The sequence below is a fragment of the Blautia faecicola genome (assembly GCF_004123145.1).
GTDB lineage: Bacteria > Bacillota > Clostridia > Lachnospirales > Lachnospiraceae > Oliverpabstia > Oliverpabstia faecicola.
In genome coordinates this window covers 177,812-199,980 of record NZ_SDKC01000001.1, presented here as the reverse complement: position 1 = coordinate 199,980, position 22,169 = coordinate 177,812, and the positions used below count along the sequence as shown (strand labels likewise).

The window sequence follows — 22,169 nt, the reverse complement described above, 5'->3', positions numbered from 1 at the left end:
TCTTTTTAATAATGTACCTGACTTGCTTTTCTTTTCTTCGAAGCCTGATACAGTGCCACTGCAAATCCGGCTGTCAGGATCACACAGGCTCCGAATACGATCAGAAGAACCAACAGCAGCGTAGTATGTTTTCCTGTTTTTTCTGTCTCCTGGGTATTCTCTGTCTCTTCACTCTGTGCTCCCACATCCAGCTGATCTGCCAGCCAGGACGGAAGACTGGAATCTTCCGTCTCTGCCTGCTCTTCTTCCAGTGCCTCTTCGTTTTCCTCTGTGGCTTTTGCGTCTGTATCCTTCTTCTTTGACTGATTTTTTCCTTTTTTACCTGCTTCTTCCAGCGTCTCTGTATTTTTTGAGGAGGCAGAGGAACCACTTCTCGAACGGCGCAGGCTCTCCAGAGATTCCTGGTTTCCTTTGATACGGTCCGTAGATGTATCTACCGTGGTCTGTGGTTTTTCCAGTGCCGCATAAGCCGCTTCTGCACTTTCCAGCGTGGAACGGTTGGTGATCTGTTTCTGCTGCTCCACAGTCAGTGCATCATACGCTGCACGCGCCTGCTGGATCTGAGAGCCACTTGCCTGACTTACCACACCAATTGCATCGATCATCCGAATCACACGATCCACCGCTGCCAGCGAATCATACGCTGCAGCCAGGGCTTCCAGAACATCATAATTCGTCACCAGTTCCTGCTGATCTCCGGTCAGGCTGTTATATACCTGGATCGCTGCCTGGATCGCCGTCTTACTGTCCAGTGTTACATTCTCCACACCGCCGAGTTCCCTGATCTGCTCGATCACCGGCTGAACCACAACCAGATTCTTATATTTCGTGATCGCCTGTTTTAAAACATCGTAATCTTTGACAAGTGCTTTCTGCTGATCGGTAAGTGCATCGTATTGATCCTGAATACCGAAAATCAGCTCTTTCTTGTCCAGTGTCACCTCACCGATTCCGGCGATCGCAGATGCGACCGCGGATGCTTTCATCTGGTTATAGGTTTCCTCTGCCTGCTGGAGAATCTCCGGATGTGCAACCAGCGTCTTCTGTTTGTCCGTCAGACTGTCGTAAGCATTTCTCGCTGTTGCGATTGCTTCCTGGCTGTCCTCCGTTACCGTTCCGATCGCTGCGATCAGTTCATCCACCCGTGCTGCCAGTTCCATATCATCTTCTGTAAAGTTATTTTCTTCTTCCAGACGCGCCCATGCTGCTTCTGCATCTAACAGGATCTGATAGGTACTTACCAGCGCTTTCTGTTCATCCGTCAGACTGTCGTAAGCATTTCTCGCGATCTGAATGGAGATTTTCACATAAGAGGTATAGATGACTTCTCCGATATTCATGATATAACTGTCTACCTGTGTAGCCGCAGCCATGTTGACCTGTTCATAATACTGCCATGCATCCGGGATCTGATCGATCTTTGCTCTTGTCTCATCTCTGTGCCGTTCCACCTCTTCGATGGAATCTGCCAGAAGGATATATTTCTTCGCATTGGCGATCAGTGCCTGGATCTGGCTCTGTTCTTCTTCCCGGTAAACACTCAGATCCACATAATTTTCCAGAACCGCAATCGCCTCATCTTTTGCTTCCTGTAATTTTCTCTCCTGTGTACCCGCTTTTGTCTCTACCTCACCAATGGCTGCCAGCGTCTGTGTCCGGATCGCATCCACCGCTTCCATGCTGTCTGCTTTCCGGATCTGTGCGGCACCGTCCTCAAGGATTGCCTGTACCTTTGTCCAGTTTTCTTCTGTATAATCCGATTCCTGTACCGAATTTTTCAAAGCTGTGATAGATCCCGTCTTAAAATCATCCAGTGTCATCTCCCAGCTCAGCATCGGATAGCCGTTGCGGAAGCCGAGATAATCGTGAATGAAGCAGTTTCCGCCACCGTTCAGGCTGTTCAGGATCTCATCACTCTTCAGTTCTTTCTCACTCAGGAACTTACCGCTCGCTGAGAAATCGCCGGAGCTTCCCACCAGGGTTCTTCCCATGACATCTGCCCGTTTCAGCGCAAACAGATTTTTAAAATCACTGCCGGTGATCTTTCCGAAGACAGCTCCCAGTGCAAGACCGGAATCGTTCAGATTCACAGCGCCGGAAGTGTAGCACCAGCCGAAATCACTCGACGAGGAAAGGATCACACCACACAGTCCACCGGCATAATACAAACCGGAGACATCTGCCGTATTGTAACTGGAATAGCAGACCGGATTTTTTCCTAATGCGCCACCGATCAGTCCGCCGGCTGCGTGTGCACACCAGATCTCTCCGGTATTGCTGCATGCCTCTATCCGGCTTTCGGAAGCGGCGACACCGGCAATACCACCGGTATAATAGGTAAGTCCTCCTCTTCCCTCCGATGCGATTTTCACACTTCCACCGTTGGAACAGTTGCTGATTTTTGCATATTCTGCCTTTCCGGCAATTCCTCCGACACCTGCATCCAGGGTACGGATACCGGTCACACAGATTCTTACATTGCTGTGACAGTTCGTGATTTCCACCCTGTCATTGCTGTCATTTCCGACAATGCGTGCTGCGATACCGGCTACATAGCTGACTCTTCCTCCAACCGGAATATTTCCGGATACCGTCAGATTCTGGATCTTTTGTCCGCTGCCGCCGGTTACTTTTCCAAACAGACCCACATACGTATCTTCCACATCCAGATACAGTCCGCGGATTGTATGTCCCATACCGTCAAAACTTCCTGCAAACGGGCGTGCATCCGATTTTCCGATCGGTGTCCAGTTCTTTCCGCCGAGGCTGATATCATTCACCAGTTCCGCACACAGATCTTTCTGTCCCTGGTTGACCTGTTCGGCAAACCAGGCAAGTTCACTTCCGCTGGTGATCTGGAACACACCGTTTTCGTTTGTCTTCGGTTCTGTCTTTGAGACTCCGTCCCAGGCACCCGCCTCCGGAATCTGATCGATCACTGCATCAATGTCCTCTTTCGCCTGCTCCAGAAGGCTATTCACTTCTGCTACCGTTTCCGCCTTTGCGATCGCATCCAGTGCCTTGTCCCTCACCAGTTTGATCTTGTGCATCCAGACGACATCATAGCTTTCTGTCGCCCGGTAATTGGTCAGTGTCTCTGTTGCATTTGCCCGGACTTCTTCCAGTTTCTTATCTGCCGTAAAGGATGCCAGCTGTTCTTCCAGCGCATCTTTTCCGTCACGCACCATGGTTCGTACTTCCTCTTCAGAAGTCGCTGTCTCCAGTTTTTTCTTCCAGGTGGTCAGGACATTTTCCATCTCTGCTTTCTGTCTGTCCGTCAGTTCCGGGTTCTCTTTTAACAGTCTCTTATTGTACTCTTCCAGAGCAATTACACCGTTATCGATGGCTTCTGCCAGTTCCGTGTCCTGTCCGACGCCCGGTTTGACCGCTTTCAGTTTTTCCCTTGCCTCTTCCATGACCGCATCCAGTTCTTCTTCGGAAGTGATCGCTCCGAGTTTTTCTTTATACGTTTTCACAAGAGACTCGATCTGGGTGTAATTCTTTCCATATTTCTTCTTGTTATTTTCCGAGATCCAGCTGTTCAGTTCCAGCTGTGCATCGTCCACTTTATCGAGAATATCCGACGGGAGTCCCTGCCATACCAGTTTCGGGTAGCCTTGATTGTCTGTATCGTATGCATTGGACATGGTAAATGCACTTCCCAGTTTTTCCAGAAGCGTTACGCTCTTCATCTCATCCGAAGAAACCGTCCGCGCCTCCCCGAGGATCTTGACCGCCCGGTTATTCGTTGCTCCTACCACGTTCGGACTGTACAGACCAGAAGTGATTCCATAGACTGTTCCGTAACAGCCGCTCAGCAGATATCCGATAACTGCCCCGTTTCGTGACACACCGGGTGTGATGGCTACCGAATAGGCTCTCTCGATCACCGGCATCGGCGGAAGTACTTCCTGTTTCCAGTTTTCATATCCCGCTTCTCCGACGATTCCGCCCATCTCGCTTCCGGCTGTGGTTCCGTATCCGCTGACCGTTCCCAGGTTGTAGACATCATAGATGCCACATTCTTTCGCGCTTCCATTGCTGTACATACCGGTAGTAGAAATCCTTCCGGCAACTCCTCCGATAATGGAATTTCCTTTTACCGCTCCGTAATTGGCGGATGCCGTAATCTCCGCACCGCTTTTTACCGCACCGGCGATTCCTCCCACACAGTAATATCCCTGCACCGTCGCATGGTTCAGTGAAGTCGTAACCTGTGCGGTTGCCCCGGAGACAAGTCCGACGATTCCTCCGATGTGATTCTGTGCGATTACAATCGTTGTGGACAGTTTTCCGTAGTTTTCACACCGGGAGATCACACCCTCACAGATGCCTGCGATTCCTCCGGCATTTCGATAAAGGGCATCGCCGTCCATCGTTGTTCTTGTATAGTTGACACAGTTTACAATCGTTCCGTTTTTCAGATATCCGGCTACACCGCCGCTTCCGGTATAAAACTGATCGTTTCTTCCGTCACTGTCATAACTTCCATATCCATGAAACACTTTTCCGAGAACGGTCAGATTGCGGACACTTCCGCCATCGATCACACCAAACAGACCGGCGTAGCGGCGGTCCTGATCCTCCTTGCTGATCTGTGCATTCATATACACAACTTTCTGTCCGTTACCGTCAAAGTTTCCACGGTACGGATGGTCTATCGTATCACCGATGATCACCCATTTATAAGAAGTGTTGTAACGGTTCAGATAAATATAATTGGTCAGCTTTCCGTTGATCGATCCGTTTCCGCTGTTTACCTGATCCGCAAACCAGGCAAGCTCGGCACCGTTTTCAATCAGATAGGTACCATTTTCATCCATCTCGGGGATCTCCCGGCTCACACCATCCCATGTCCGTTCTACCGCAGCCGCCTGTACTTCATCCGGAAGCAGAGGAAATGAGGTGATCGTTACGACAACCATCAACAGGACTGCCAGTATACGCATTCCTTTTCGTTTTCTTTGTGTATTCTTCTCTTCTCTGTTCATATTTTCCTCCTGCCTGCTGTTTCCCCTTACAGAAAATAAATGTATTTTAACTGCATCTTCTGTATCCAGGTTCCGTTGGCATAGATTCTTTTCCAGATCTTTTCCTTGAATGTCATCATTTCCTGTTTCTGTTCTTCCGTCAGACTGTTCCGGCTGTAGACCGCTTCCTGACGAATGTCTACGATCCGATGATATTCTTTTCCGGTCTCCTCATCAAACATTTTTGTAATCTGTTTTTCATAGCGGTACAGAGAGGTATTGCGAATCTTCAGTCCCGCTGCAGACAGAATATTCATCGTATACTCATACATCGAACAGATCGCTTCCCGCGGATCCTCTGATGCGAACCGTTTCTTTAACTGTCTGCTCTTTCTTCGCTGTAGCTGGATCCAGATAAGGAATGCCAGCATTGTCAGAAGCAGTAACACGATTCCGATGATCAGAAGCACGATCAGTACCTGGATCCAGTCGATCGTATCATCCGGCTCTTCCTCCTGTTCTTCCTGCTGATCCTGTTCCTCATCCTGCTGATCCTGATCCTGAGAACCTCCGCCGGAAAGTCCGCTGATATCCTGATACTCATCTGCCTGATTCATAATATCCAGATAAGAAGGTGTCGTCTCAAACGGCAGCCATCCCACACCGTCCTGATAATATTCCACCCAGGCATGTGCATGGGTGTCATCCAGTGTATACGGTTCTCCCGCCGTCATGGCTTCAGCATCCTGCGGTGTTACCAGATATCCTTCCACATATCTTGCCGGGATTCCATAATAGCGGAACATCATCGTCGCCGCACTGGCGAAATGCACGGAATATCCTTTTTTTGAAATTTCCAGAAATTCATAAATAAAGTCTGCTCCGTTCCACGTTTCGTCCAGTTTGTCACTGTCCGTGTATTCTGTGGTCAGAAGATACAGGATGTTCTGTTTTGCTTCCGCATAATCCGCATGCTTTTCCCCGTCTTTTCTCTCATAGCTTCCAAGGAGGGATGCACATTCTCTCTGCATCTGATCCGGCATATCCAGATAATTGTCATAGGCAAATGCATTATAATACTCTTCCAGCTTCTGATAATCCTTCCCCGCAGCACCCAGATGCTCCGTGGCCAGAAGCGCTGCCGTATAGGACGGATATTTTGTGATCAGTGCCGGATACGCCTGATAGGTATACGTTCTTTCTCCCCGGATTTCTCCGTTCAGGATCCCGCAGTCCCCGATCTTCTGTGCATCCAGAAGATTCTGTACTGCATCACCGGTCGGATCAGCCAGTTCGTATGGTGTATAACAGTAGTGGGAATTTCCCGCCACATTTTCAACAGTAATTGTATTTTTATCCGCTGCTGCCACCTCAGCATCCAGGGCTGTAGCGGCTTTTCCGAGGATCTCCTGTCCGTAAAAATCATCCTGATGCAGCCAGTAGAACAGATCTCTGTTCTCCCAGAGCTTTGCGCTGTCCTCTCCTTTCCAGCCGTCATCCGTGTAGACACTTCCGGTAAATCCGCGAAGGTAGTAGGACTGCGGCTGGCTCATCGTGATTTTCAGCACCTCTTTCTTTTCCGGTTCAAACGAAGAAAGATTCTGAAACTGTCCATCCGGAAGGATCTTACTGCTTCCTTTATATCGGTAATCTTCCACTTTCTGTACGAGCGCTTCTTTCCACTGCGAAAGAACCGTTCCGTCCTGTGGAAGCACGTTTTCTGCCAGTACATAACCACCGGTCAGCAGGATACCTCCAAGAACAGCAACTCCAACGATCATTTCCACCGCTGCCAGTCTCTGTGTTCCTGCCGTTACCCTCTCCGCATGTCCCCGGATCCAGACCGCCAGAAAACAGAAAAAGGAACAGAGGAATCCGGTAAGACCGGGACCGACTCCTGTGATCATCTGAAGCAGAACCAATCCTGCCATCTGAATCCCCAGAAACATCCGGTTTCCTTTTTCTACCAGATAACCGGCTCCCGGCACCACCAGAAACAGGAACCAGCCGATCGCCCCGTAAAGAGCCGGTACTTTCATGCTGTCCGTTACGGCAACTCCATAAGAGGGAAGCAGATACGGAAACCGTCTTCCCAGTGCATCGATCGCACTGTTGCAGATCTGATGCATGCCTCCCAGCCACAATTTCTGTCCGATCGCTGCTGTCAGTACAAGGAGCACACCCCATACCAGAAAAAGGATCCATTTTTTACTTTTTCCAACCTCTGCTGCCAATTTCCACAAAACCGTGATCCCAGCCGCCAGTAACAGAACGATTCCTGTATTCACCGACAGGTTCAGCGCGGAAACCAGCCAGATCGTCAGCCCCGCCAGGTACATCCAGATAAAGCACAGATCCACGACAAATGCCGTCACCTGATTCTTTTTCCCCTGCGCTGCCGGATAAGGCTGCAACACAAATGCCTGTGTTTTCTCATTATTTTTCATGTTTTTCATGCCCCTAACTTAGATCTCAAGATAAGCGATCGCTTCCGACAGGTTGTCCGGTCCTCCTCCGACCATCGCAACACCGTCCTGCTGATCATATCCGGCAATTTCCGAACCACAGATCACTTCGGTAACGATACACTGGCTTGCCAGTCCGCCAAGGCTGTCTTCATGCCCCGGAGTGAACACTACCATATGGGCAAATTCCAGCTGTTCCCGATTTTCCATATAATGCTCTGCCACCGTCATCCGGTCTTCTCCGGGAACTGCTCCCAGAAGTTCCGGAAGCACCAGATTCAGATCTTCCTCCGTCTCTACTTCCACACAGGAGAACGTATTTTCTTCATGGTTCTGCCATCCGATACTGTGTACCACCTGCTGGCTGGCAAGTTCCTGTGATACCGAGAGCAGTGCCTCCGCCAGCGCATCCATACAGTCCGGATCCGGTTTGTCCTGTGCGTATCCGGTTTCCAGCAACAGCAGGATCGTGTTCTGGATCGGAAGACCGTAGTCCCTTACCATCAGATTGTCAAACTTCTCCGTCAGTTTCCAGTGGATCTGACGGATCCGGTCACCCGGCTGGTATTCCCGGATCGCAAAGGTTTCCGACGGATCATATCCCGCCTTTTTCATGGAATACTCATCGCTGTCCATATTGGTACTTTCCCCGTAGGCAATCTGTGTTTCCATCGGAAATATATTGGGTGCGATCATACCGACTGCCATCGCCTCTCCCCGGAAAGAAAGCCGGGAACGGAACAGACCGAACAGATCGTACCATACCATGGATTTCAGTGAGATTCTCACCTTACCCGTATGTCTGCTTTTTAACTGAAATTCCGTATCCACCCCGGATCTTGCCGGAGCTGCCACAGGAATATTGGTATACTCTTTCTCACCGGTCAGCAGATTCTCACAGCAGACCCTGCACCGCAGACGATCCGCCGGAAGAAAACTGCGGTTCTTTACCAGCAGCTTTCCTGTCACTGCCTTTCCTTTCTCCCCGTAAGCTGCCAGTGTCAGCTGCACATCCATCTTTCCCCGGACAGCAAAAAGCGTGATTCCCGACAGCAGCGGCAATACGATTGAAACTGCCAGCAACAGATATCCTGTCACTCCATCTGTCACGAAGCAGAAGATCACCGCCAGAACCAGCCACAAACCCCATATTACTCTGGACTTTTTCATAGGCTCCTCCTGTTACCGTCCACTGTCCGGAGATTTCGTGCGTTTCATTACATTTTTCAGAATATCCTCCGCGGACAGTTCCGCCACTCTCGCCTTCGGATTCAGGATGATTCGATGTGCACACACATCGATAAATACCTTCTGTACATCTTCCGGTGTCACATAATTTCTTCCATCCAGATAGGCATGTGCTTTCGCCATCCGCACGATCGCCAGCGCACCTCGCGGGCTGACACCCAGACGGATCATCTCATCTTCTCTTGTCGCCATCGCCAGAGAGGTGACATATTCCAGAATCGCATCTTCCACATGGATATCCTTTACCTCCTGCTGCATGGCAATAATATCTTCCCCGCCGATCACTTTCTGAATCTGATCCAGCGGATTCACTTTCTGACGGTCACGCAGAATATCTACCTGGCTCTTAAAGTCCGGATATCCCATCTGCAAACGAATCATAAAACGGTCTAACTGCGCCTGTGGAAGCAGCTGCGTACCTGCCGATCCCACCGGGTTCTGTGTGGCGATAACCACAAAAGGCTTCGGAAGCGGATGGGTGACACCATCTACGGTCACCTGACCTTCCTCCATGACCTCCAGAAGTGCCGACTGGGTTTTACTCGAAGTACGGTTGATCTCATCTGCCAGCAGCAGATTCGTCATAACCACACCCGGCTTATAGTCAAATCCACCGGTCGCCTTGTTGTACACCGAGAATCCAACGATATCCGACGGCACAACATCCGGCGTAAACTGCATACGCTGATACTGCACGCCCATAACCACCGAGCAGGTAACTGCCAGTGTGGTCTTTCCGACACCCGGTACATCGTCCAGCAGAATATGTCCCTCTGACAAAATCGCCATCAGCACACGTTCCACGACTTCCCTTTTTCCGATAATAACCTTTTCAATTTCATTGATGACTGCATCTGTTCTGTTGTTCATCTTTTTCCTCCTGTATTTCCTTTATCCATAAATACTTGTACTCGGATCCACGCCGATATCTTTTCCCACACTCAGTGTATAAATCAGATGAATCTCATCTCCGTCACGGATCGCTCTGGTTCCCATAGTCTGTGCGATGTAATAATGGTTCAGTGTGACCATCCATCCGGAACCAGCCGTAAAATCTTTTTCTCCGAGACTGTCATTGCTCTTCGGTCCTTCCTCCAGATCATATCCCAGCATATCCAGCAGCGACCGCTCATCATCTGCTATATTCCATCCGTTGTTAATTCCCGGTTTCTGTATATGACGCAGGAAATAACTGTCCGAATCTGCCACTCCGTCATGAATGGTCGTATATCCGTAAGCTGCCAGCCGGTCTTCCACGATCTGTGCCACCGTCTGGTCTGCGGTCGTAGTGACCGTCTCGTCGATCATGGTTCCCAGTCCGATAACTTCCGCCGATACGATCACACGGACTCTCGCCTCTTCTTTTACCGGGTTCAGTGTTACGGTGTATGTCTTTTCCGCCGTATATCCTTCATTATCCACCGCCCGGATAACAACCGTATTCTCTCCCTCGGTCAAATACAGGTTGTATTCGTAAGTGCCATCCTGTTCCCGGCTGTGATAGTCCAGATATTCTCCGTTCAGATACAGCTGGAAATTCTGATTGGCTTTCAGTTCGTTGCCGTTATAGTCAAACACTTTGACCGGAACGATAAACAGTGCTGCATTGACTGTCTCATTCGTAATATTCGCACGGATCACCGGTGCTTTCTTCTGGTTTTCCTCCGGATCCAGAACACGCTCGTAGTTCACCGACCAGGTATACCACTGGGATTCACCGTCAGAATCCGTACAGTACACCCGGATATTATTGGACTGGGAGGCATCCAGTGTAATATTGATATATCCGTCCGCACCTGCCTGATCCGTCACATCCAGTGTTCCGTAACGGTTCGTCACCTGGATCTTATCAATACGCTCATCTCCGGTCACCGTGGAACAACGGATACGGAAAGAAAAATCCGCCGATGTTGACGCATATTTAAACGTTGTAACCCCTTTGAACACCTTATCCCCGATTCCCGGATTGTTGGATATCTTTTCTGTCTTTGCAGAACTTTCAAAACTGATCATAAACTGATCGACTTTATAATTCACGGTAAAGGAGACGGTCCTCTGACTGTTTCCTCCTTCTCCCGCGGTCACCTTCACCTGGTTATTTCCCAGGGTAAGTTTCATCCGGTAAATTCCGTCGGAATCTGCTTTCTGTGTCTTGTTGTTCAGACGCACCCGGACACTCACATCGCTGATGGTTCCGCCGGAAGCCTTTCTCGCTCTCACCTGGATCCACAGACTGTCCTGCATGACCGTCAGCTGATCCTGGTCGTAGATGTATGCACCGGATCTCGCATTTTTTACTTCCAGCTGTACATCATGATCCGGGAAATAATAGATCGTGTAAACTTTTGTGGATGCATCGATCTGATTGTATTTTCCGTCACGGAAACGCACGGTGACAGACACCGTATTTGCTCCCTCTTTTAAGGTCAGGCTGTCATGGCTTTTACAGATCCGGCTGCTGCCATTCTGTGTGACCGTCATACTTACCAGTGTCAGCTGTTTTCCTTTTTCTGTCAAAGTGATCGTAAACGGATACTCCGGATCCGTCACTTCATCGCCATCTTTCAGGCTGGTGGTAAATAATGCCTCGGACTGGGATGGATTCAGTGTGGTCTGCTGTCCACCGTCCGAAGGAATTTTGTTGCCGCCGTTGTTGTCCGGATTTCCATTTCCGTTATTCTTGTCACCATCTGATCCCTGACCGCCGTTTTCATCCGAACCGGAACCATTGTTTCCGCTTCCCGGGTTTTTCTGGATCAGATTCAAAAGACTGTCCGATACATTCAGCTGGGAATCTGTGTTTGCAGATGTACTGGTTGTATCCTGCGCGGTCTGCTGCTCATTTTCCTGTTGCTGCACATCCTGCTTCTGTTCTTCCTCGTTCTGTTTCTGATCTTCCTGTTCCTGCTCCTCTTCTTCCTGCTGCTCCTCTTCCTGTTGTGCCTGGTTTTCCGAACCGCCGGAGCTGATGTTGGCATTCTCCACACTTGCCAGTTTTTCCTTATCCATGGCAAGTGTGGACGATGTCAAATACATATGAGAAGCATCGGCGGTGGTATTTTCCATCGGATTCTCCGGATCTGCCTTTCCGAATCCAAACAGCAGTATAAAAAAGAAGACTGCCAGTCCCAGACCTGCCAGTGCACCTGCTGCTTTCTTTCTGTTTTCTTTTCTTCTATCCGGTTTTTTCATGAAATTTTACCCTGCCTCTTTTTACAAGATGAGGTTTGCCCCGAAGATACCTTCGGAGCAAACCTTCTCTGTTTTCTGATACTCTCTTTTTATGAGTTACTGTTTCCTTAACGGTTTACTTTACGACGTCTCATAACCATTACGCCGCAGATTACAAGAATACCTGCAGAAGCTGCAACTGCTGCAACCATTCCTGCTACATTGGTGGAATCACCGGTTTTTACTGCTGTAGAACCTGTGGAAGTTCCGCTGGTTGTCTTGCTTCCTGTAGAAGTTGTTCCGGTTGTTGTGTTGTTTTTATTTCCACTTGTTGCTCCTGGTGTTGCGGTTGGAGTAGGTGTTGTAGTAGCTGTCAGTTTTGCGATTGTAGCTGTTTCTTTTGTTCCACAAACGCTGCAGACTCTCTCTTTGCTTCCTTCTTTATCTTTGGTTGCTACGGTTACTACTTTCCATCCGTCTTTATCTGTATCTTTGTCTGTTTTCCAGGTATGTGCCAGTTTTGCGATTTCTTCTGTCTTCACAACTTCACCGCATACGGTACAACGCTGTTCTTTGCTTCCTTTTTCTGTACAGGTTGCTTCTTTTGTTACTTTCCAGTCACCTGCTTTATGTCCCAGTGCTGCGATCTCTTCTGTTTTGATCACTTCACCACATACGGAACACAGCTGATTCTTGCTTCCTTTTTCTGTACAGGTTGCTTCTTTTGTTACTTTCCAGTCACCTGCTGTGTGTCCCAGTGCCGGGATCTCTTCTGTTCCCAGATCAGCGCCACACTCGCCGCATTTTACGGATTTGGTTCCTTTTTCGGTACAGGTTGGCTCTTTGGCTACAGTCTCAACTCGTTTATCGGTTGGATGATTGATTGTAACTTTTGCAGTAAGATCTACCATATCGCTGCTTTCATTACCATCGGTATAGTACAGATTTTTAATCGTAACAGAAACCGGATCTGCTGTGCATTTTAACACTTTAAATTCCAGGTTCAGTGTACCGCTCTTAAATGTATTATTTTTGCTTGTCAGATAAGAGAAGTTTCCACCGGCTGTTGATGTCAGAACTGCTTCCGGGATACCTTCCGGTGACATTCCTTCAAACTGTAATACACTGCTGTCGTAGTTTCCGTTCAACTTTCCGGAAAGTCCTCTCAGATCCTGTGCGCTGCTGATATGGATCGGCACTTTTACAGTACTTCCCACTTCTCCGGTCACATCACCGGTTGTACTGGTGACCGTATAGCTTGCAGCCTGTACTTCGGTTGCTCCTCCTGCTACAAACATAATTGCTGCTGCAATCATTGTTGTACCGAGCAGTGATACTAATTTTTTTCTGATGCTCATTTCTTCTTACTTCCTTTCTTTTTCTATCTGGAATATGATGATTTCCATCATATTATCCACATCTTTATACCGTACCTTCTGTAATCAGATCCAGTAATTTAGAAACATCGGTCAGATCAACAACACCATCGTTGTTCAGATCTCCGATTTCCGCTTCTACTGCGCTTCCATCTGTGATGCTGTCTACCATATTGGAAACATCGGTCAGATCAATTTTGCCATTTCCATTGATATCACCTTTGAAAGGAATCACTGCGGTTTTGATCACTTCATCACATACTGCACAGTGTAATTCTTTCGAACCTTTTTCTGTAAAGGTAGATTCTTTGGTGATTTTCCATTTTCCGTCCTTGTGACCAAGTGCTGCGATCTCTTCTGTTTTCACAACTTCATCGCATACGGTACAACGCTGTTCTCTGCTTCCTTTTTCGGTACAGGTTGCTTCTTTCGTCACTTTCCAGTCACCTGCTTTATGACCGAGTGCTGCGATCTCTTCTGTTTTCACAACTTCATCGCATACGGTACAGCGCTGTTCTCTGCTTCCTTTTTCGGTACAGGTTGCTTCTTTTGTCACTTTCCAGTCACCTGCCTTATGACCAAGCGCCGGAATTTCCTGTGTCTCCAGTGTTGCTCCACATACTTTACAGATGATGGATTTACTTCCCTTTTCCGTACAGGTTGCTTCTTTTGTCACTTTTTCTTCTCTCTGATCCTGTGGATGATTAACCGTAACGTTCGCTGTAAGTGTTACTTTGTCACTGCTTTCATTTCCATCGGTATAATACAGATCTCTGATCGTTACGCTGACCGGATCTGCTGAGCATTTCAGCACCTTAAATTTCAGGTTCAGTGTTCCACTTGAAAATGTGTTACTGCTGGATGTCAGGTAGGAAAAATTTCCACCGGCTGTCGATGTCAGAACCGCTTCCGGAATATCTTTTCCTTCCATACCCTGAAATTCCAGTACCGTAGTATCATAATTTCCTCTTAATTTTCCGGAAAGTCCTCTTAATTTCTGTGTACTTTCGATGTGAATCGGAAGATTGATAACATCTCCCACATTGCCCTGAACATCACTGACGGAACTGTTTACTGTGTAACTTGCTGCCTGTACTTCCGTCGCACCTCCAAAATTCCATGCAACAGCTGCTGCAAGAAGTGCTGTTCCTAACAATGAAAAAAGTTTTTTTCCTATTTTCATTTTCTTTCTCCTTTCCTTTATCCGTCTTTTGTGACCTGATCCATAAGAATTGCCACATCGGTAAGATCTGCAACGCCATCTTCATTCATATCTGCGATCTCCAGACTGACATCCGTTCCTTCTGTCACAGCGTCCAAAAGAACCGCCACATCCGTGAGATCCACGATGCCATCCTGATTGATATCCCCTTTTCCGGACGGATCCGGGTCTACCGGTGTATCTCCACCTTTGTACTCCGGTATATCCACCTGGATTCCATTGCTGAACCGCTGGGAATATCCCATCTCGTAAAGATACATAACACCCTCTCCGGAGTGAAGTCCGTCCAGTTCTACCGTCTGCTCTCCTTTTTTGATCGCAATCCGTTTTCCATTCGTCTTCATCTCGTTTGCAGGTGGAATCTTACTGTAATCCTCTTTATCCGCAAACAGATAATACAGATAGCCGTCCATGTTTGCATTGATCCGGATTCTGGCACTTTTCTCTGTTCGTGTCACCACTGCATTTGTTCCTGCCGTGATCTTTGGTGCCTCATTGTCCCGGAAAAGCTTCAGCGTGTAATCTTTTGTGGTCTTTCCGTCTTCTGCTGTCACTTCTATATTGATCAGCGCCGGTTTATTCTCTGAACTCGGTCGAACCTTATATCTGGCTCTGACCTGATCATCAAAAACTGCCGTAGCCGCTTCGATCTCATCACCGGCGGCACAGCCGTCCACTCCGGAAACCACTGTAACTTTTACGGTTGCTTTGCTGTCACTGGCAATCGGCCATACATAGTACGGTTCTCTGTCCTCGCCGTCCCCGTACAGAGAAGAATTGTATTCCAGCACATTTTTTTGAAATGCCGGTTCCAGTTCCATCTCCATGACATAGACGATAGAGGAAAAGCTCACCTGTAAAGTTTCCAGTGTTGCATCCGAGCTTTTGGTACGGATCTGAAAACTGTACTGCCTTGTCTGACCGTCTTTGCTGAGCACGACTTCCACCTCAGCCGTGCCATCCTGCAACATCACTTTCCGGCTGGCGCCTTCCTGTCCGTTTACTGTCACCGTCACACCGTCTGCCACCTGAAAATTCATCGTGATTTCCGATGTTCCGGCTTCCAGCACAACCGTATGGTTCTGCGCCTGACCGTCAAAAGCACCGCCATTGTCGATCACCGGATTGCCCTCGGAGATTTTCACATCTTCCAGGTATAACGCAGAGGATTTGATCGCGTACATCCAGCCCGATTCATAACGCACATACAGATTTCCTTTGCTGTCCGTCAGGATCGTACCGCTTCCGCTTCCGTTTACCTCACTTTGCTGATAGAACAATCCGCTTCCCTCTCCCGGCTGCGTCAGTCCTGCTTTATCTTTCAGCAGATAGATGCCTCCGTTGGAACTGTCCGTAGTAAAATACACATAAACATAACCGTCTTCTTTTGCATAGGCCGTCGTCAGTGTCGGCGTTCCTTTCGGGCATCCGTCAATCGTCATCTGATAAGCCAGCGCCATGTTTCCATCCATATCCATCTGAATCACATTCAGATGATACGGATTATGTACCGTTCCATACCGGTCTTTTCCAGCACTTCCCACATAGATTCTTCCTTCGTAGATCACCGGCGTACCGAAGATCGTTCCATCAACAGAAAGAACCTGTGCATGTTCCGTATCGATGGTTCCATCTTCCGCCAGCGGATAGGAACACAGATATCCATTCTCCGTTGCAAAATAAAGTCTTCCCTGATCCTGGCAGATCGCAGTCGATGCAATGCCCGTCTCATCCGGAAGTTTTACGGTCTGTACCGTCTGCCCGGTCTTTTTGTTCAGGCAATACAGATTGCCGGAACGACCGCAGGCATACAGATACGTTTCTCCGGTATAAACACCGGTCCGGTAATATCCGCCGCTGTCGTATTTTCTCCAGACAGCTGTTTTATCTTCCTCTGTCTGCTCCGGATCTTCATCTCCGGCAAACAGGCAGACCAGATTACCGTCTGCAAATCCCGCATACAGATAACCGGAATCATATCGCAGTGCGGTTGCGGTATTGCCGCCGATAATGTCCGTGTAGAGCCATAACGATTTCAGTGTCTTCGCATTAAACGCCTGGATTCTTCCGTTTGTCAGCGGAACGAAAATCATTCCTGCCGCATACAGCGGCTTGGTAAATGCACTGTTTCCCTTGTCCCGCATCTTCACTTTGGTAAGTGTCTCGCCGGTAACAGGATCCAGATATAACAACTCATTTCCCTGAAAACAGCAGATCTTTCCATCCACAAGGATTCCGTCGCTGATACTGTTGGTATAATTACCGAATGTACCATACTGCTGTTTCCATAAGACTTCTGCACTGGAAAGGGATCCCGGCATCGGAGCATCCACGATATTCAGATTATCGTCGGTCTTCCAGTAGCCGCCCCATTCCGCATCCACATCTTCCTGCTGATCACCGGAACTCTGTTTCAGGGTGATTTTTTTCTCTTCATCCGCCGACACTTTAAACTGACCGGATTCCGTCTGATAACCCGGAGCCGATACGGTGTAAGAATAGGTCTGCCCTTTGATCAGCTCATACCTGCCGTTCTTCGGATCCACCTGTACTTTGTCCGCATCATAGACAGCAACCACCGCGTCTTCCGGATCTGTTGCTATGGACACATAACAGATCGTATCCACATACACCGTCAGTATATAACTGTACGGAGAAGCAACTTCTCCGTCACCCGCCTGCATAACCACCTTCATGGTTCCCTCTGTCAGAGGTAAGGTATAACTGCCCTGCTCTGCCGGTTCTCCGTTTACGGTAAGAACCGTGCTGGTTTTTTCTGCACCTTTGAGCTGCATCTGTAAATATTTCCTGCTGGACGGCACATGCACCGAATATTCATACACTGTTTTTTTGAAAGTCGGTGTATAGGCAACTTCCCCGCCTTCATCATCGGTGATCTGAAGACTGCCAAGATAGGTACCTCTTACCACATGGATCTTATGAACTTCTGTATAGCTGCCTTCGGTAACCTCCAGTGTCAGTTCCACAGGCTGAATGTTATATGCTTTCAGAAGTCGTCCTGCACTGCTGGTCAGTGAAGTTACTTCATCCGTCGGCAGATCCACCGAAACCTCTTCTCCGGAAGTGATATCTGTGAATTTTGCTGTAATCTGCGCATCCTGCACATCATCCCGAAGCTGTGGTCTTACATAAACTACATTTGTACTTTCCGGCACCCTTAAGGTATACTCCCGAACCCCTTCCTCTGCTTCCGTCAGCTCATAACGGTTGCTTCCGGAACTGTTCTGCATGAAGATCATGCTCTCCAGCATGGGTTCCTGCACTGTAACCAGCACTCGGCAGGAGGCTGTATAGTCCCCTGCCGTTACTGTAATTACTGCGGTTCCTCCTTCTCCTTCCGGAGCGGTGACCACCGCTGTTGTTCCATCTCCGGCAACCTGTACCACATCAGGATCTGTGGAAGACCAGAGAATCTCCGGCTGTTCTGTTGTATTTTCAGGAAGCAGCGTAGCCATCAGGGTTTTCTGCTCTCCTGTTTTCATAATCAGGCTTGTAGTATTCAGCCGGATCCCTTCCAGCAAAACCGTTTCCTCTTCCGATGCTGTATCAGAAGCTTCAATGCCTGCCGCCTCCGTCTCCTGCATGACATCCGCGTAAACCATCTGTGGAAAAACAGCTGAAACAGCAAGAATACAGGTAAGCAGCCATGCCAGCCCCTTATTTTTTTTCTTTTGTCCTCCCGCCATTTCAGTCTCCTTTTTCTTAATCTGCTGTTACACTGTCAAGTAACTGAGATACATCGGTAAGATCGATCTTTCCATCTCCGTTGATATCTCCGACTGCCAGTAAAACATCCTCATCTGCTGTGATCTTATCCAGTAACTGGGATACATCGGTAAGATCTACAACACCATCATCGTTCAGATCACCTTTGATCCACAGTTCTTTCAGTTCTGCGCTCTGAACAGCAGATACTGCTCCGTTGGCGTCTTTCAGCATTACATATACTTTGTATCCGTCTTTTGTCAGATCAGCGATGTTCAGAGTATTTTCACCTTCTGCTGCATCGATGCTCTTTCCATCTTTCTCGATCGTCTCTGCATCCGGTGCTGCTGCATCTGCTTTCTGTACCAGGTAATACAGAGTACCTTCTTTATTTGTAGTTACATTTACAGTTGCTGTAGAATCGGTACGTTCTGCTACGGCATCGTCTGCCAGTGTTACTTTTGGTAATGCATTGTTGGTATACAGAGTTACCGTATAGGTTCTGCTTCTGGAACCGTCTTCAGATGTCAGTGTCAGTTTTACAGTTGCAGATGTTGTCACTCCAACACCTCTCTCTGAAAAGCTTACATCGACATATGTATCACCTTTGTAATTGGTTCGAATAGTCGGCGTACCTCTTACACCGCTGACTGCTTCTGCTGTCAGCTTATCTGTTGCATCTGCCCAGCTTACCCAGATATATCCGTCAGTAACCTGTTTCGTTGCTGTACTGATACCTGCTGTGTATTCTGTGTTCGCCGGATCAAAAGTCTGATCCATAGTGAATTTTGTTCCCATTCCTGAGTTCGGGTTGTTGGTCACTTCCATAGAATCCAGTACCGGTCCGCGATAAATGGTAAAGTTGTAGATTCGTGTGGATTCCCCTTTCAGAAGTTCTACTTCAACGGTTGTTGCATCTCCTGTCAGAGCGATCTCCTGTTTTGCTCCCGGCACGCCGTTCATACGGATCTCTGTTCCTTCGTTGGCTGTCAGGTTCATGGTTACGCTTTCGGTATCCATATCTACGGTAACACTGTGTTCTTTCACACTTCCTGCAAAATCTTTGCCGCCGTCGATCACTGCGTTTCCTCCGGTTACTTCTACGCTCTTCAGATAAGATTCTGCACGGCGGATCGCACACTGCCATGCGGAGTCATTCTTCAGATAGATCGTACCATCGCTGTCTGCAACCGCACTGGCGATACAGTACTGTTCATGGCTTGGTGTATAGAACAGACCACTTTCCGGATCCGGTGCTGTCATGCCCGGTTTATCTTTTACCATGTACAGAGAACCTTTTGCACTGTTGACCAGGAAGTATACATATACATAGCCGTCCTCATCTTCGTAACCGTTGATGATCAGACCGGAAGTCTGGCAGTATGCAAAATCAGATTTGGTAGGTACCAGATATGCTTTTGTCATCGCACCGTTCTCCGGATTGATATCCGCTACCAGGATCGCTGCACCGTCTTCACCGAACGTACTTCCGCTGGAGATACCAATATACAGACGGTTGTTATAAACTGCTGGTGTACAGGTACTTTGTCCACCATAATACAGCGGCTCGATCAGGTTATCCAGATCTACTTTTCCATCCGCAGTCAGATTATAAGAGTACAGATAGCCACTCTGTGTAGAGAAATAGATTCTTCCATTATAGAAAGATACATCACTTCTTACTTTATCTGCCTTTGTCTGGATTTTCTGTACCGTTGCGCCTGTATTTTTATCCATAACCATCAGGGCGCCTCCCTGATTTACAGCAAATACATAATTATCATTGGTCCAGGCACCTGCCCACCAGTAACCATTGTTGCCGCTGCTCGGGCTTGTCCATAATGGTGTTTTCATTTCATCCTGGCTGGACGGATCTTCATCCGTCGTTGTCAGGCAGACAAAATCACCCATCTGGAAACCTACATAGATTCTTCCGTTTTCATAACGGATTGGGCTGTTACAGGAACCTGTTCTTCCTTTGTAGCACCACAGAGATTCCAGTGTAGATGCATTGAAACACTGGATACCTCCTCCTAACGGAACGAAGATCATACCGTCACCGTAGGTTACCGGGATCAGGTTGAATCCGGCATTCATGAAGCAGTCGCTGCTCTTTAAGATCTCACCGGTCTCTTTGTCCAGCATATACAGTTTTCCACCAGACTGTGTATATACTTTGTTATCTACGATAACCGGGGTACTTCCACTGGAAGGTGTTACAGATGTTCCCATCTGTCTTTCCCATTTTACTTCGATACTTTCTTTTGTGATCGGAGTCTTGGAAGAGATAACGGACTGGTTATTGGAATCCGCACGGAATCCACCGTACTCTGCATCCAGCTGTGGCAGATCCTGACCGTCGGCTGCTTTCTCCAGGCTGATATCCAGAACAGCTGTATCATCTGCTTTATAATTAATGGTACCGCTCTTTCCTACATATCCGTCACATGCCGCTGTATAAGTATAGTCTGTTTCCGGAAGCAGATAGTATTTTCCACCATCCGGATAAACTCTTTCATTTTTTGCATTATACAGACAGAACTGTGCATTTTCCGGATCCAGTTTTACTTCCATAGAAATGGCAGTTACTTTTTTAATGGTCAGGGTATATTCCGTTGCCTGTTCTGCACCGTTGTCCGGTTTCATCACAAGGGTGGTTCCGTCTTCCAGAATATCCGCTACATCTACTTTATAGCTTCCATCTTCGGATGCTTTTCCGTTGAACAGAATCTGTGATTCGTCCGGATATTCTGTTTCTACAGGATCCACTGCTTTTACCGTTACGGTTTTGTTATTGTCCAGGACATTTACGGTATATGCTGTTTTTGTTTTATTGAAGCTCGGATCAATCGCAATCGGATTGCCGTTCTGATCTTCTACTGTCAGCCCCTGCAGGCTGGCAGTTCTTTTTACCGTGATATTATATTCTTCTGTTACATCGCCTTTGCTGGCTTTGATATGCAGAACATTTCCTTTTCCGCTCTTTGCCAGGAACGGAGCCTCAAAACGCTCATAATATCCACGACAGGTAAGTTCCTTCTCATATTCTTTTCCGTCTGTACCGGTATAAGAATAGGTAAGGTTCATGCTGGTGTCTTTATCACCGGATGTCGGATACACACGGGCGCTGATATAAGTAGTGTCAGTTGCTACATATACTGCTGGTGCCTCACCTGTTGTTTTGTCAAATGTAAAGTCTTCGGAAGTACCGGATACTCTGAAGTAACTTAACAGTGTTCTCTCTTCTGCCTGCTCCGTTGTATCTTCGGCCGGCTGTTCGTCTTCGATCACATCTGCATCATCCTGCGCCGGATCTTTTGCTGGCTCAGAATCTGCGATCTGTTCCACCTTTTCAAAGATAACTTCGATTGTCACGTCTTCATTTGCTGTACCTGCCAGTGATACTTTACCTTCCCCGATAAAGTTCTCTTCGTCAGCATCTTCACCGATGACAAAATCATCTCTGAAACATTCGCTGATCTCTTCCGCTGTTGTCTTATCCTCTTTGTTGTCCGCATCCACTTTATGTTTCAGTGTGTTTTCACCAATAGTTACATCAATCTCACTGATCTGATATTTGGATGTATCTGTTTTTTCTGCGATTGCAGCATAATCAAATACATCGTTGACATTGTTTTCCTCACCCAGCTGGAAGGTTCTTGCCTTCTCACCTTCTGTCGTCCAGTAGGTGTCGGATTCCAGATCTGCCGTAAGGACATCTCCGTCCTCTGCGATCTCTTCAAAGTTACTCTCTGCTTTCAGAGTTCCCTCTTCAGCCTCTTCCTGTGTATCAGATGTTTCTTCATTCATCTGCTGCACAACTGCGCTTTCATTATCCAGAGTTGTCGCTGCTACAGGTAATACACCGGTATTGACAACCATGGTACAGCTCAGTAAAAGTGCAAGCCATTTTCTTTTCATGCGTTATTGCCCTCCTTTTTGCATACTTTCAACATCTTTTTCCTACTTTTCCTTTTCCTCTCTCCTCCCT

Annotated in this window: 9 protein-coding genes; all 9 read right to left on the bottom strand. The window is 47.9% G+C overall.

Annotation, left to right across the window (positions count from 1 at the left end; translation table 11 throughout):
* Positions 1–5: 5 nt before the first annotated feature.
* A complete protein-coding gene (locus ETP43_RS00715) occupies positions 6–4,991 on the bottom strand; it encodes a coiled-coil domain-containing protein (protein WP_129256782.1) in 4,986 nt (1,661 codons plus the stop codon).
* A gap of 26 nt (positions 4,992–5,017) precedes the next feature.
* On the bottom strand, positions 5,018–7,417 hold the full coding sequence (locus ETP43_RS00710; protein WP_164979542.1) for a transglutaminase-like domain-containing protein: 2,400 nt from the start codon (positions 7,415–7,417) through the stop codon (positions 5,018–5,020).
* Positions 7,418–7,435: 18 nt separating this feature from the next.
* Complete coding sequence (locus ETP43_RS00705) at positions 7,436–8,605, bottom strand: DUF58 domain-containing protein (RefSeq protein WP_129256780.1); 1,170 nt, start codon at positions 8,603–8,605, stop codon at positions 7,436–7,438.
* A 12-nt stretch (positions 8,606–8,617) separates the two neighbouring features.
* The gene (locus ETP43_RS00700) at positions 8,618–9,553 is read right to left on the bottom strand and encodes an AAA family ATPase (protein WP_129256779.1); all 936 of its coding nucleotides are present in this window, start codon (positions 9,551–9,553) and stop codon (positions 8,618–8,620) included.
* A gap of 21 nt (positions 9,554–9,574) precedes the next feature.
* The gene (locus tag ETP43_RS00695; RefSeq protein ID WP_129256778.1) at positions 9,575–11,875 is read right to left on the bottom strand and encodes a hypothetical protein; all 2,301 of its coding nucleotides are present in this window, start codon (positions 11,873–11,875) and stop codon (positions 9,575–9,577) included.
* Between the two features lie 107 nt (positions 11,876–11,982).
* On the bottom strand, positions 11,983–13,212 hold the full coding sequence (locus ETP43_RS00690; RefSeq protein WP_129256777.1) for a cohesin domain-containing protein: 1,230 nt from the start codon (positions 13,210–13,212) through the stop codon (positions 11,983–11,985).
* A gap of 64 nt (positions 13,213–13,276) precedes the next feature.
* Positions 13,277–14,413: a cohesin domain-containing protein gene (locus tag ETP43_RS00685; protein ID WP_129256776.1), complete on the bottom strand. Its 1,137-nt coding sequence runs from the start codon at positions 14,411–14,413 to the stop codon at positions 13,277–13,279.
* Positions 14,414–14,430: 17 nt separating this feature from the next.
* A complete protein-coding gene (locus ETP43_RS00680) occupies positions 14,431–18,159 on the bottom strand; it encodes a cadherin-like beta sandwich domain-containing protein (RefSeq protein ID WP_129256775.1) in 3,729 nt (1,242 codons plus the stop codon).
* A gap of 16 nt (positions 18,160–18,175) precedes the next feature.
* A complete protein-coding gene (locus tag ETP43_RS00675; RefSeq protein ID WP_129256774.1) occupies positions 18,176–22,099 on the bottom strand; it encodes a cadherin-like beta sandwich domain-containing protein in 3,924 nt (1,307 codons plus the stop codon).
* Positions 22,100–22,169: the final 70 nt, after the last annotated feature.